General features: G+C 42.4%; 12 protein-coding genes and 1 pseudogene. 10 read left to right on the forward strand and 3 right to left on the reverse strand.

The window, feature by feature from the left end; all coding sequences use genetic code 11:
• Positions 1–209: 209 nt before the first annotated feature.
• The 4 genes from FQ082_RS08235 (at position 210) to FQ082_RS08250 (ending at position 5,838) form a co-directional block, all read left to right on the forward strand.
• Complete coding sequence (locus tag FQ082_RS08235) at positions 210–1,961, forward strand: TolC family protein (protein ID WP_149408586.1); 1,752 nt, start codon at positions 210–212, stop codon at positions 1,959–1,961.
• Positions 1,962–2,050: 89 nt separating this feature from the next.
• Positions 2,051–3,334: an HlyD family secretion protein gene (locus FQ082_RS08240; protein ID WP_149408587.1), complete on the forward strand. Its 1,284-nt coding sequence runs from the start codon at positions 2,051–2,053 to the stop codon at positions 3,332–3,334.
• Positions 3,335–3,337: 3 nt separating this feature from the next.
• Positions 3,338–4,642, forward strand: a complete 1,305-nt coding sequence (locus FQ082_RS08245) for an ABC transporter permease (RefSeq protein WP_149408588.1) — start codon at positions 3,338–3,340, stop codon at positions 4,640–4,642.
• On the forward strand, positions 4,642–5,838 hold the full coding sequence (locus FQ082_RS08250; RefSeq protein ID WP_149408589.1) for an ABC transporter permease: 1,197 nt from the start codon (positions 4,642–4,644) through the stop codon (positions 5,836–5,838). The genes FQ082_RS08245 and FQ082_RS08250 overlap by 1 nt, the downstream gene beginning before the upstream one ends.
• Before the next feature lie 86 nt (positions 5,839–5,924).
• Here FQ082_RS08250 and sthA read toward each other — a convergent pair whose 3' ends face one another.
• Positions 5,925–7,568 (reverse strand): Si-specific NAD(P)(+) transhydrogenase, encoded by a 1,644-nt coding sequence (sthA, locus tag FQ082_RS08255; protein ID WP_149408590.1) that lies wholly within the window; start codon positions 7,566–7,568, stop codon positions 5,925–5,927.
• Between the two features lie 197 nt (positions 7,569–7,765).
• Positions 7,766–8,614: a pyruvate, water dikinase regulatory protein gene (locus FQ082_RS08260; RefSeq protein ID WP_041753451.1), complete on the reverse strand. Its 849-nt coding sequence runs from the start codon at positions 8,612–8,614 to the stop codon at positions 7,766–7,768.
• A 422-nt stretch (positions 8,615–9,036) separates the two neighbouring features.
• On the opposite strand from FQ082_RS08260, the gene ppsA reads away from it, so the two are divergent.
• The 6 genes from ppsA to FQ082_RS08290 all read left to right on the forward strand — a co-directional run bounded on the left by ppsA (position 9,037) and on the right by FQ082_RS08290 (position 14,508).
• Positions 9,037–11,421, forward strand: a complete 2,385-nt coding sequence (gene ppsA / locus FQ082_RS08265) for a phosphoenolpyruvate synthase (RefSeq protein WP_133104133.1) — start codon at positions 9,037–9,039, stop codon at positions 11,419–11,421.
• A 155-nt stretch (positions 11,422–11,576) separates the two neighbouring features.
• Positions 11,577–12,575 carry an RDD family protein gene (locus tag FQ082_RS08270; RefSeq protein ID WP_149492743.1) on the forward strand — a complete coding sequence of 333 codons (999 nt, stop codon included), beginning with the start codon at positions 11,577–11,579 and terminating at the stop codon, positions 12,573–12,575.
• Positions 12,576–12,865: 290 nt separating this feature from the next.
• On the forward strand, positions 12,866–13,261 hold the full coding sequence (gene rpsF, locus FQ082_RS08275; RefSeq protein WP_011513370.1) for a 30S ribosomal protein S6: 396 nt from the start codon (positions 12,866–12,868) through the stop codon (positions 13,259–13,261).
• A gap of 16 nt (positions 13,262–13,277) precedes the next feature.
• Positions 13,278–13,508, forward strand: a complete 231-nt coding sequence (gene rpsR / locus FQ082_RS08280; RefSeq protein ID WP_010198808.1) for a 30S ribosomal protein S18 — start codon at positions 13,278–13,280, stop codon at positions 13,506–13,508.
• Positions 13,509–13,528: 20 nt separating this feature from the next.
• Entirely contained in the window at positions 13,529–14,041 is a 513-nt protein-coding gene (rplI, locus tag FQ082_RS08285) for a 50S ribosomal protein L9 (RefSeq protein ID WP_011513369.1), read from the forward strand.
• Positions 14,042–14,262: 221 nt separating this feature from the next.
• A complete protein-coding gene (locus tag FQ082_RS08290) occupies positions 14,263–14,508 on the forward strand; it encodes a hypothetical protein (RefSeq protein ID WP_011513368.1) in 246 nt (81 codons plus the stop codon).
• 45 nt (positions 14,509–14,553) lie between these two features.
• On the opposite strand, the pseudogene FQ082_RS08295 reads toward FQ082_RS08290, so the two are convergent.
• A pseudogene (locus FQ082_RS08295) lies at positions 14,554–14,661 on the reverse strand (IS1595 family transposase); the annotation flags it as partial.

Here is a 14,661-nt window from a genome sequence, read left to right on the forward strand (position 1 = left end):
AGTGTACGCTTTGTCATCCATAACAAATTTTAGATCGAATCATATTTGATAATTTAGTCTATTTAGCAGCACACTTTGCATAATATTTAGCTTAGATTATCTCTAGCATAAATAGTACTCAGCATGACTAATACTGTTTATACATTGCGTGTGATTCTAGACACCTTTTAACTTGTACCTTGCATTCTAATTAATGGCTTACGTGACCTATGAAATTTGCTCTATCGACTCTGTCCACTGCCGTGATGACGATTACGCTCATGAGTATAGCGGCGACTGCCTCTGCACGCGCTAATGAGCATATGAATGAGTCACAAAATGAGGTGATAGCTGTCAATGTGACACAGATTATCGACGCCGACAATCAAAACAATGCATTACGTGCACTTGATATGGTCAATCAAAATATCACCTCTAAAACGGTATCCTCTAAGCATGCAGCTTCTGCAAACAAATCTTCTATAAACGAAGCTTCTGTAAAATCAGCGACGATACGTGTCGACAGTACGGGCGAGGCCTCTGGACGTCAAGCAGCTCTAAGCACGCTTATCGATCCTATTACCCATAAAAGCATAGAGAACAGCTATCCGTTAGAAGTGTCTAGCTTGTTAAGTCTTGAACAAGCGCAAAATATTTTGTTGCAAGTATCCCCAAAAATCGCTGCCAATCAAGCCGCTATTGCTGCCAGCGAATATCAAACGGACGCCCTTAAAACTATCTACCACCCACTTGTATTTGCCCGTGTTTCAGCCACTACCTACAATTTGGATGCGGACATTGATCTATCGTCGCTAAAAAACGGCATCGTTAATGATATTAATAATGGGGTTGGTGACATTATTCCGCCCATTCCAGATTTGCCAAATTTTGGTGAATTGGTTGGTGAGCGTATCCCAGATAACTACGAGTTAAAACGCTCAGGCTCTACGGTGGGCGCAGGACTTGGGGTAGTATGGCCTATTTATACCGCTGGACGTACTGCCGCTCTGACAGGCGCGTCCAATGCTCGTACTCAAGAAGCCGTAGCTGACAGTATATTGGACAAAAACGAGCTTTATAACACCTTGATTGAGCGTTATTTTAAAGCGCAATTGGCAATCATTGCCGCCTATCTACGCGACGATGCCTATGATACCTTGCAGCAGACTGACCATATGGCACAGCGGCTTTTTGAAGAAGGTTTTATATCGCGAGTTGATCGCTTAGAAGCGCAATCGGCACTTGCTGATGCCAAAAGTGAATCTGTCAATGCCAATAATGATGCACGTCTTGCCATGATAGCTTTACAACGTCTATTGCGCACTGAGTATCGCATTAAGCCTCGCACACCTTTGTTTGTCTCAAGCCGACCCTTACCTGATGTCAGCTACTTTCAAGATTTGGCACTGACCAATCACCCAGGTCTACAAAAAGTCGCCGCCAAACGTGCTCAGGCTCAGCAATTGCATGCGCTATCGGATACTGGTTACAAGCCGACTGTGATGCTGTATGGCTACGGGCAAATTGAAAAAGACCCAAGCTGGGTCGCTGGCGTCTCGGCGAGTTGGAAATTATGGGGCGGTCTGGATAAAACCGCATCACTGGCATCAAGTAATGCCAAGATACGCCAAGCTGATTTGTCTGAGATTGAAGTCAGTGACAACCTATTATTACTGGTTGAAAAAAACTGGCATGATGTGAATAACGCCCAATCACGCTATCAAGCTCTACAAAGCAATGTAGAGCTTGCGGCAGAAGTCTTGCGTTTGCGCAGGCTTGGACTACAAGAGGGTTTGAATACGCCAGTCGAGATTGCCCAAGCGCAAACACAGTCGTTAAAAGCACGTACGGAGCAAGCGCAAGCAGCTTATAGCTATGTTCAATCACTTGCTGCTCTTATGCAAAGCTGTGGTACGCCCCTTGCCTTTAATGCCTATCTCAATGCCGCCGATATTCGGCTACCCACTTTATATGACAAATAACATCGCCCATTTATCGTCTTAGCAATATCAGACGACAAACGATTTATTTTGCTTATTACCGACTCTATTGCTTTAGGAATCTCACTGTCATGACTGAATCTACCAATGAATCAGGCGACTCGCGCAAACTAGGTGGCTTAAATACATCGACTGGATCGACCAATACTAACGATAATCCAGCGCCCACGAACATGGATTCTACGGTCGATGCCAATGATGCTGATGCGTCTAAGACTGATATGAATAACAGCACTGATGCCGATAGGGACACCAATACTGATACTAGCATTGAGCCGGAGCAAACGGTGCCAAGCTATAAGCGCCAGTCAGTAAAAGATAATAAATCAACAAAGATTAAAAAGGCGATTTTGGCGCTGGTGATTTTAGTTATTTTGGGCGTGATTGCTTATGGTTTATACAAGAGCAATCAGCATAGCGAGCCGCAAATTATTACCCTCCAAGGGCAAATGCAAATGCAGCAAACGTCTATCGCGGCAAAAGTACCGGGACGTATTGCAAAAATATTAGTCACAGAAGGTGATGCAGTAACGGTCGGTCAACAGCTAATAGAGATGGATTCGCCTGAGATTAATGCAAAAATCAATCAGGCACGCGCTGGCAAACAAATGGCACAAAGCCAGCTGGATAAAGCTGAAAATGGGGCACGTCCGCAAGAAATCGCTCAAGTAAAAGCAGCATGGCAAGCTCATAAAGCAGCATCTGACTTGGCAGAAAACACTTATCAGCGCGTTAATCGTCTGTATGAAGAAGGACTGATGGCGCGGCAAAAGCGTGATGAAGCCTATGCACAATATTTGGCAACTCAAGATCAAACCGAAGCGGCACGGTTACAGTATGAGTTAGCGATGGAAGGCGCACGTAGTGAAGATAAGTCAGCGGCGACTGCACAAGTTGCGCAAGTCGATGCGCAATTAGAAGAAGCATTGGTAGCGAAAGAAGAAGCCAACTTAAAAAGCCCAATCTCTGGTGTCGTCGATAATGTCATCGTCAATGCAGGTGAAGTGATCGGTCAAGGTGTGCCGCTGCTAACCTTAGTCAATACCAATGATCAATGGGTCGTCTTAAATGTCACGGAAACCTACTTAAATCAGTTTGCGATTGGTCAGCGGTTCATGGGTACTATTCCCGCTTTATCATCACCTGAAAAGCCTTATACCAAGCAATTCACTGTTTATGCTACCTCAACCTTGTCTGACTTTGCCACTTGGCGACCGACTAACAATGACGATGGTTTTGATGTTCGTACCTTTGAAGTAAAAGCCCGACCCACTAACCCTGATAGACGTATTCGCTCAGGTATGAGCGTAGTTGTACGTCTCAATCCTGCCCTCGTTAATCAGAACCAAGAGTAAGCTATGCGCCTGACGAAGCTAAAGGATGCTTTTGTACGCAGTGCAGCTTACGAGCGACGTTTTTTGGTAAAAAATCCGTGGGACTTGGCGATGGTGTTCTGGATACCGCTGGCTACTGTGCTGCTGATTTGGTGGATTTTTTCACAAATACAAATCACAGACTTACCTATTGGCGTGATTGATAATGATCGGGGGCCTGTTGCCAATACGGCATTACGGTATTTGGAAGCCAATCCTAATTTGACGGTAAAGCAGCTATATCATACGCCTGCTGCGGCAAAAGCTGCTATCTTGCAGCGTGATATCTATGCAGTCGTCATTATCCCTGAAGATTTTTCTCGTAATATCTTATTAAGTAAGCCTGCTCCTATCGTACTCCAAGTCAATGCCCAATATGGCACCCACTCTGGCATTATCCAAACCAGCGTACAGTCTGTCATTGGTACATTGTCCGCAGGCGTTGAGATGAAGCGCTTGGTCAAGCAAGGGATGGCTCCATCACAAGCTGCGATTGCCTACTCTCCTATTAGCATTCAACGTATTAGCTTGTTTAATGCTGCGACTGATTATCAGCAATTTTTGGCATCGACAGTCATTCCTGCTCTGCTGCATATTCTGGCAATGGTCATTGGCGCAACAACGATCGGCCGTGAATTGCGTGACAAGCGAATCGGACGCTGGTATCACTTTATTAATGGCAGTCATGTTTATTTAATATTACCACCTAAAGATGATCAACCTAATAATGACAGCCAACCTAGTCCATTAGATAATGTCTCAGCCAGTCAAAACCAAGCACCAGAAGAAGTAAGTATACCGGTATTGATATTTGGTTTATTGGGCAAGTACTTTTGGCCGCTACTGGCTTATAGTATTTGGTCGATATTGGCTTTATGGCTGGCAGCGCCGCAACAATCGATTGCTATTAGCGCGCTCATGGTAACCTATATAAGCCTTGTATTATTAATGATGTTATCTTTCTGGCTTGGCGCTATATTTACCTTAGGCTCCTTCTCATTGCGTATGGGTTTATCGGCGACGGGTTTTATCTCAGCACCTTCTTATGCGTTCGCTGGAGTGACGTTTCCTTATGTCGCTATCAGTAAGAATGCCCAGCATTGGTCAGATGTGCTGCCGCTTACCCATTATCTTAAGCTGCATATTGCACAGTTACAGATGCAAGCGCCTGTCATCATATCCTTACCGATTGTTTACGGGCTGACACTAGCAACACTCGTTACGCTATATTTAACGGCTTTACTAAGTAAACGCGCATTAGCGCATCCTGAACGCTGGGGAGCACGCTGATGTCATCCAATTCAAATCATAAATCGTCTACTAAAATAGTAGTATCAGAGGAAATTCTGGCATCGCCAAGCTTCTTTGGCAGCTTTTTACAAACCATAAAAGACGTGTTTTCTGATAAAGGTGTGCTGTTACTATTGATGATTGCACCGATTATTTATGGTTTCTTCTATCCTTGGCCGTATTCTACGGAAGTTGTAAACCACGTACCTGTTGGCATTGTTGATAAAGACAATAGTCCTTTATCGCAAACCATCGTTCGCTATGCCAGTGCCAGCCCGCAACTAGATACGAAACGCTTCTTAAATGAACAGCAAGCCATCGATGCCATGTGGGCGGATGACATCGCAGGCTACATGATTATTCCAAGCGGACTTGAACAGCAAGTGTTGTCAGGCAAAGCCGCTAGCGTCAGCGTGCTTGGTAATGGCGGCTATTTTTTATTAAATAAAAACGTACAAATGGGATTTTTGCAAGCGGTTAGTACTGTCTCAGCTGGCATTGAGGTAAAGAAAAACGTGGCACAAGGAGCGTACTTAGCGACTGCTTCTGCCAAAACCCAAGCCTTACCGTTAAAGATTATCCCTTTATATAATCAAACGGAAGGTTATGGCGCTTACGTCGTGCCAGCGGTGTCTATTCTTATCTTGCAGCAAACGCTTTTGATGTCAACGGCGATGTTAATCGGCACTTGGTATGAGCAACGACGCCATAGAACTAACATTCGTGGCTGGCTTGGGCGGATTGCCGCGCTAAGTATGTTTAGCTTTGTGATTGGCTGTTTCTATTACGGCTGGGCATTTGAGCTTCATGGCTATCCGCGCGGGCAAAACATGCTCGGCAGTTTATTATTCTTGCTGCTATTTTGTCCGACAGTCGCCACACTTGGTTGCGTGCTTGGACTTTGGTTTCGCCAGCGCGAGCGTAGTATGCAAATTTTAATTTTTAGCTCATTACCAATGTTTTTTGTCAGTGGCTATCCGTGGCCTGCCCATCAGCTTCCTGAATTCTTACAAATTATTCGTTGGTTATTGCCAACGACACCAGGTATCAATACTTCCGTGCAGCTTAACCAAATGGGCGCCAGTATCGCGCAAGTAGCGACAGGATTTTATGCGTTGGCAGGATTGTGGATTTTTTACTTTATTCTACTGTTGCTATTCCGCTGGTTAACGTCAGAACGTAAAAATGCTTATTAAAGTTAATAACATATTAACCATGATAAAAAAAGCGCCTGTATAATTACAGACGCTTTTTTATTGACTCAGTTTAATATCATTAATCGTTAGAACACCCGATTAAGACCATTCAATGCCGCAACGCGATAGGCTTCTGCCATTGTTGGGTAGTTAAAGGTGGTATTGACAAAGTATTCAAGCGTGGCATTACATTTCATCACTGCTTGCCCAATGTGGATAATCTCAGAGGCATGATTGCCGTAGCAGTGAATCCCTAAAATCTCTAAGGTCTCACGGTGGAACAAGATTTTTAGAACGCCTGAACGCTCACCAATGATTTGTGCGCGTGCAAGATGCTTAAAGAAAGCCTGACCGACCTCATAAGGAACTTTAGCATCGGTTAATTCTTGTTCCGTTTTACCGATACATGAAATCTCAGGAATAGTATAAATACCTGTTGGTACGCTCGATACGGGCTCTGCATCACGGTCACCGACCATAAATGCCGCCGCACAGCGCCCTTGATCGTAAGCGGCAGAAGCTAATGAAGGCCAACCGATAACGTCGCCCGCTGCATAAATATTTTCAACTTCGGTACAGTAAGTATCATCAACTTTCAGCTGACCGCGGCTATTGGCTTCTAGACCTAGGCATTCTAAATTTAAGCCTTCAGTATTACCTGAGCGTCCATTTGACCATAAAATAGCGTCTGACTTGATTTTCTTACCACTTTTTAGATGCAAAATCACACAGTCATCATGCGTTTCTAAATGGTCAATCTCTTCATTGCTGCGGATAACCACACCAAATTGACGGAAATCATGAGCAATAGCGTCACTGATTTCACTATCCAAATAGCTTAGCAGTTGGTTCTGGTTATTAATCAAATCTACTTTATAGCCAAGACCGGTGAAGATAGACGCATACTCACAGCCAATCACGCCAGCGCCATAAATAATGATTTTCTTAACCACATAATCCATCTGTAGGATTTTATCAGAATCAAATACGCGTGGATGATTAAAGTCTAAGATATCAGGGCGATATGGACGGCTACCGACCGTAATTATAGCTTTGTTAAAGGTGATCGTTTCAAAGGAATTTTCATCAATTTCGATACGTATCGTGTTTTTATCGATAAAATTTGCCCAACCATGAATCACTTCGATTTGGTTGCGCTCATAGAATCTGGTATGTGTCTGAACCTGTTGCAGAATCACTTTTCGAGCTTTAGCTAACACGATATTCAGCGGGACTTGATGATAGTCCATGGCCTTAGTAAACATCTGGTCACGGCGAAAGTTAATCAAGTTAAAAACGGACTGGCGCAAAGCTTTACTTGGAATCGTACCAACGTGGGTACAGTTACCGCCTACTTGCTCACGCGGGTCAATGACCACCACTTTCTTGCCCGATTTGGCAAGTTTCATGGCAGCAGCTTCACCCGCAGGACCTGCACCTAATACGACCGCATCATATTCAAACTCATGCTTATCGCTTTTTAGACGTTGTGAATCCTTAGTAAAGCCCGATTTTACGTCGATACGTGTATCATCTAGTGGATTGACCAAATCTGGATGATGCATGATGTCTTCAGTAACTTGCTCATGCGTTTGTTCGATTTTCTCTTTCTTATTTTTACCCTCAGTATGCTCGGGGTTTGGCACACGACCACTTTCCTTATTAGACACTTCAGTTTTAATATCTTTACCAGTATCATTGGTCGCGTCGCCTATCGTTTTGCTTCCCATCGTGTCCTCTTTATTCATTTATGAATCTGTTTTTTAGCTCGCGGACGCCTTCATCTTTATAAATGTCTAGATAAAAATATCCATGGTGCTAAAGTGTGTCCACCATACGTGGTGATACGTTATTTTGCAATACAGCCACCACTACAACCGTTTTTTTCAAAAGTATTGTTTTTCAGAAAAATAGAGACCTAGCTCAATTAGCCAATGCGGCGTTTCAGACCAGTCATCTGTAATATACGCGTGGCAATCTCTTCAACGGACATCTCTGACACATCAAGGCTTGGAATCCCCTGTGAGGTATAAATTCCTTGTATTGCGCGCTGTTCTTGCTGACATTGCTGATAACTTGAATAGCGACTACCCGCGCGGCGCTCTTGGCGGATTTTCACCAAGCGATCCGTATCGATAATCAGACCAAACAACTTGTGTTTATGCTCACGCAATGCTTTAGGTAGCTGGTTATCGTTTAGATCTTCTTCGGTTAAAGGATAATTGGCCGCTCGAATACCAAATTGTAGTGCCAAATATAATGAGGTTGGCGTTTTACCAGAGCGTGATACCCCAATCAGAATAATATCTGCTGCGTGATAATGACGGGTACGCGCGCCGTCATCGTTATCTAAAGCAAAATGCACCGCATCAATACGCTCTTTATAAGTCTCAGAGTCAACATTATCATGTGCATGACCTGAATGCCCATCTGGCTCCACGCCTGTCTCTTCTGCTACGCGACCGATGAGACCTTCATACATATCAAGATTACAACTGTGCGCTGAATTGATTTTTTCACGAATCTCAGGACTGACAATGGTATCAAATACCAATGGCAGCAAGCCATCTCGCTGATAGGCGGTATTGATTTGCACAACCGCATCTTCAGCACGTTCTAGATTATCCACATAAGGCAATACTCGAGTCTCAAAAGGCACTGAAGCAAATTGGCTTAAAATAGCACGCCCAAGCGTTTCTGCTGTAATCGCCGTGCCATCAGAGATAAAAAACGCCGTTCTTATGTTTTGAGCGTTATCAACTTCTAGTGCTTTCATATTTTGAATCGTAGAATTGGGTTGTGGTGACGAATGATTTACATACATAACGTTGATACCTTATTTTTAAATCCTTGGTTGAAACCTCAGTAGCAGCCTTTCATTTTTAGCATCTAGCGCTTCATAATTTAGTCATATGCGTCTCAAATTTTCACCTTTATTATACGCATAATAGACGCTTAATAGTAATCAATGTTACAGGCATACACTTAGACTTACATAGATTTTTAAGACTCAGCTCACTGTAAGATCGATATTTATCGTGCCAAAATTTATGATCTAGCCTAATAAATATGTAGCAAATCTCACAATTTGTAGCTTTTTCATCATTTTTTTGCTTCAAGCTCTCGAAATTCTCAAAATATAGGGGTATAATCGACCATTATAATCTTTACTAAATAACCTTATTTTCTGGAGTTATCATGGCAGCGCAATCTACAGCACTTGTAATTAACCTTGATCAGTTAGGAAAAGACGACATTGAAATGGTCGGTGGCAAAAACGCTTCACTTGGTGAAATGATCAGCCATCTATCTGATTTGGGCGTTAGTGTTCCAGGCGGCTTTGCCACAACTTCAAATGCTTTTTACCAGTTTCTAACAGAAACAGGCTTACTTGACAAAATTAACAACGAGCTTAAAACACTTGATGTTAATGATGTCAATAAACTGGCTGAAACTGGCAAAAAAATCCGTACTTGGATTATTGAGCAAGAACTGCCAAAAGATCTTGAGCAAGCGGTTCGTGATTCATTCGAAGCAATGAGCGATGGTAAAGAAATCGCGGTTGCGGTACGTTCTTCTGCTACTGCTGAAGATTTGCCAGACGCCTCATTTGCCGGTCAACAAGAAACGTTCTTGAACATTCGCGGCATTGATAACGTCCTAATCGCGATTAAAGAAGTTTTTGCTTCTCTTTATAATGACCGTGCTATCTCTTATCGTGTGCACAAAGGTTTTGAGCACGAAGGCGTAGCATTGTCTGCTGCTGTACAGCGTATGGTTCGCTCAGAAACTGGTGCTGCTGGCGTTATGTTCACACTAGATACCGAAAGTGGTTTTGATCAAGTGGTCTTTATCACTTCAAGCTATGGTCTAGGTGAAATGGTTGTACAGGGCGCCGTAAACCCTGATGAATTCTATGTATCAAAGCAATTACTTGCTAACGGCAAACCTGCGATTATCCGTCGCAACTTAGGTAGCAAGCATAAGAAAATGATTTATGGTGATGAAGGTAGTACTACCAAATCAGTTAAAGTCATTGATGTTGAAAAAGAAGATCGTATGCAGTTCTCTTTGTCTACGGAAGAGCTGACGTCACTTGCCAAGCAAGCGATGACCATTGAAAAGCATTATGGTCAAGCAATGGATATCGAGTGGGCAAAAGACGGCGATACCAATGAAATCTTTATCGTTCAGGCTCGTCCTGAAACGGTTAAGAGTCGCCAAGACAGCAATGTCATGGAACGTTATATCATCGATACGACTAACGCTAAAGTATTGTGTGAAGGTCGCTCAATTGGTCAACGTATCGGTTCAGGTAAAGTCCGTATCGTTAGTAACCTAAATGAGATGGATAAAGTACAAGAAGGCGATGTATTGGTATCAGACATGACGGATCCGGATTGGGAACCAGTCATGAAGCGTGCTTCTGCTATCATTACTAACCGTGGTGGTCGTACTTGTCACGCAGCGATTATCGCTCGTGAGCTAGGCGTCCCTGCTATCGTTGGTTGTGGTAATGCCACTGAGCTGTTGGTTGATGGTCAAGATGTGACTGCTTCTTGTGCTGAAGGCGATACTGGCTTCATTTATGAAAGTCAGATTGATTTTGAAGTACAGACCAACTCTGTAGAATCTATGCCTGAGCTGGCATTCAAAGTAATGATGAACGTTGGTAATCCAGATCGTGCCTTCTCATTTACCCAAATGCCAAACGAAGGTATCGGTCTTGCACGTCTTGAGTTCATCATCAACCGTATGATTGGTGTACATCCAAAAGCCTTACTGAACATGAACAGCTTGCCACGTGAAATTGCACAAGCCATTAATGAGCGTATCGCAGGTTATGCCTCACCCGTTGACTTCTATGTGGATAAATTGGTTGAAGGTATCTCAACCCTAGCCGTTGCTTTTATGGATCAGCCGGTTATCGTTCGTATGTCAGATTTCAAATCAAACGAATATGCTAACTTGCTTGGTGGTAAATTATACGAGCCATCAGAAGAAAACCCAATGCTTGGTTTCCGTGGTGCTAGCCGCTACGTGTCTGATAACTTCCGTGACTGCTTCGAGCTTGAGTGTAAAGCACTGAAACGTGTCCGTGATGAGATGGGCTTGACCAACGTCGAGATTATGATTCCATTCGTCCGTACCGTTGGTGAAGCCAAACAAGTCATCGAATTGCTTGAGAAAAATGGTCTAAAACGTGGTGAAAACGGTCTACGCATTATCATGATGTGTGAGCTACCAACCAACTGCTTACTAGCAGAAGAGTTCCTAGAGCATTTTGACGGTTTCTCAATCGGTTCAAACGATTTGACTCAGTTGACTCTAGGTCTTGACCGTGACTCAGGTATCGTCTCACATCTATTTGATGAGCGTGACCCTGCGGTTAAAAAGCTGTTGTCAATGGCAATTGATGCTTGCCGTAAGCAAAACAAATATGTCGGTATCTGTGGTCAAGGTCCATCAGACCATCCAGATCTAGCTTTATGGCTCATGGAGCAAGGCATCAGCTCAGTATCATTGAATCCTGATTCAGTATTAGATACTTGGTTCTTCTTAGCGGGTGAAGAAGCGAAGTAAGCTGTAACGTTACGTCACAACGTTAATTCACACCGTCATTTAAGATACAATCACTAGGGTCTATTTGATTTTTTCAAATAGACCCTAATATAATGTATGACCAATAGTGACTGAAAAGCAGTTTTTTAAAACAGTGACTTAAGACATGACTAACTATGCAGGCAATTATGCAGATTTTCCTTGCTCGAAATAACGTACAAGCCGGTCCCTACACTTTGGATCAGCTCAATATTATGCTCACCTCTGGTGAAGTGCTATTAGATGATTTGGTCTGGCATGACGGCTTAGATCAGTGGCAACGCGTGGGTAACTTAACTAATAATCAAGCCTTTTATCGCCCAACTCATGTAGCGATGCCTGAGGTTAATGATTCTATCATCAACAACGTTACTATCTTCCCAGAAGACGATGCAGCAGATACCAATAAAGACAAACAATCGGTATCGCTAGATCGTTTATATGGCAAGCCTGAACGTTCTAAAGACACTGCTAAAAACACCAAAGCAGATATGACAACCAATCGTCATCACACGCCAAATAGCAACGTGTCATTAAATAAGTCTAACGCGACCAAGGCTGCTTCAGCGAAAGATAAAGTAGTGGGTAATGTGATACTCGCTCCTATCATGTCACGGATATTGGCAACGGCGCTGAATGCTTTACTGTATTTATTAGCTATTTTTCCACTAGTCATGGCATTGACCAAGATGGATGTCGACTATACCAAGTTCCAAAATATCCAAGATATGGACGCTGCTTATCAGTACTCAGTGACATTGATGGAAAGCTTGCCTAGCAGCACGTTGATGATCTCGCAGGTCATGGTCTTTGGTTTGTTTGCCTTGCAATTGTTATTTATCACTTTACGTGGTCAATCGCTGGGCAAAATGATTACGGGTATTCGTGTGGTTGATCAAACCACCCATCGTCTGCCATCATTTTTAAAGCTTATTGGTATGCGTACCTTTTTGCTGTTTATCATTTATAACTTACTATTCTCGTTTACCAGCTTTTTAGGCTTTGTCCTTATTGCTATTCATTATTATATGGCGTCTAAAAGCCCTGAAAACATTGGTTGGCACGACAAATTGGCCAAAACTTTGGTAGTTAAAGCAGATAGTAGTCAATTGATAAAAGAGCCAAAAATAAAATAATCCTATTTTTGATTATTCATAATATCTCTTATGTTTGTCATAAAAAGCGACGTATCAGCGTTGCTTTTTTATTGATAAAGAAACAAGGTATTCGATTAATAATTTTTATTAACAGTTGCGCATTGATTAACCTTTGTGTTCATCAGTGACTACTGTTATAATACGGCGCTTTATAAACTAAGCTTATTCTCTGTTAATTATTTATAATAATGGGTAGGATTTGAGCTTACCTTATAAATCTCCTTGCTATTAACATAGGGTTAATAGCTACTAATCCGTAAGGAGTCATAATGCGACATTACGAACTGGTGTTACTTGTACACCCAGACCAAAGCGACCAAGTGGTCGGCATGGTTGAACGCTATATCAAGTTAGTTCAAGACAACAACGGCACTATCCATCGTCTAGAAGATTGGGGTCGTCGTCAACTTGCTTACCCAATTAACAAGATTCACAAAGCTCATTACGTTCTTTTCAACATTGAAACTGACGGCGAGACTTTAGCTGAACTTGAAGAATTATTCCGTTATAACGACGCGATCATTCGTAGTCTAGTTATGCGCCGTGATGATGCTGTCACTGAAGAGTCGCAGTTAGCCAAGAATGCCGATGAAAAACGCGCACGCAAAGCTACTACTCGTCGTCCAGACAGTAATGATGACAACGACAACCACAGTGATGACTAATTAAAGGAGCATAATCATGGCACGTTTTTATCGCCGTCGCAAATTCTGCCGTTTCACTGCTGAAGGTATCACTCACATCGATTATAAAGATGTTGAATTGCTAAAACAGTATATCAGTGATAATGGCAAAATCGTACCAAGCCGTATTACCGGTACGTCTACTAAATATCAGCGTCAACTAGCGACTGCTATCAAGCAAGCTCGTTATTTATCGCTACTTCCATACACTGATAACCATCAGGGTTAACCGTTAACTAGGAATGACTCATGCAAATTATTTTGTTACAGCGTATCGTCAACCTTGGCAAACTCGGTGAAACTGTCGATGTAAAACCAGGTTACGGACGTAACTTTCTTATCCCTTTGGGTAAAGCACTACCTGCTACTAAAGCTAACATTGAAAAGTTCGAAGCACGTCGTGCTGAACTTGAAGCTGAAGAAGCAAAAGAAGTAGCGGTTGCTCAAGAACGTGCTGACGCATTAACTGACGTTAATGTTATCATGCGCGCTAAATCAGGTGACGAAGGCAAGCTATTCGGCTCTATCGGTACACGCGATATCGCTGAAGCATTGACTAACTCAGGTCTAGAAGTTGACCGTGCTGAAATCAAGCTACCTGAAGGCACTTTGCGTCAAATTGGTGAATATAATGTTGATATTCAACTACATCATGACGTTACGGCTACTATTCTAGTTACCATTCTTTCTGAAGATGGCGACAACGAAGATTTAGACGAAGACAACGCTGCAGACGAAAACGAAGACTATTCTGAAGAGTAATCTTTAGCATACTGAGTTTTAGTCGCAATAAAAAACCAGCAACTTTAGGTTGCTGGTTTTTTTTGTGTTGGATTTGGACTTCGTTATTTATATTAGTACTGATACAGACAATAAACACTGTATACGCAATGACAAAAGACTATTGATAACGTCTGTTGTATTCTAATCCTACTAGTCACTATGCTGACGATATCTATTTTATGAATGAAATCTAGGATACCATGATAAATACTGATGACACTTTACGATGTACTCAAGGCAATGACTTTTATACCGAAGGCAAAACTTATAAGGTTGGTAGAATCGTTAATAATAAATACTTCCAAATATTAACCGATAATAATACTGACCATTGGTATGCGACCTTAGATGACAAAGGCATTTATGTGAGCTTTGATTCGGCTATAGCAGAAACTGAGAGAGCATGTTTTGAGAAGATTAATGATCTATCAAATGACTGTCAGTAGCATTTCAACACTTTTAAACTATAATTAAGGGGCTGTCCTAGATAACTAGTTCAGTTCCTGTTTAACCCATTGTTTCAGCTGATGTAATTGACGTTTTGGATCACTGTAGTTAAAACGCCACTCACATTCCTTTAAAAACAGATGGAAATGCTC

Origin of the sequence: Psychrobacter sp. ANT_H56B (assembly GCF_008369245.1) — a bacterium.
GTDB lineage: Bacteria > Pseudomonadota > Gammaproteobacteria > Pseudomonadales > Moraxellaceae > Psychrobacter > Psychrobacter cryohalolentis.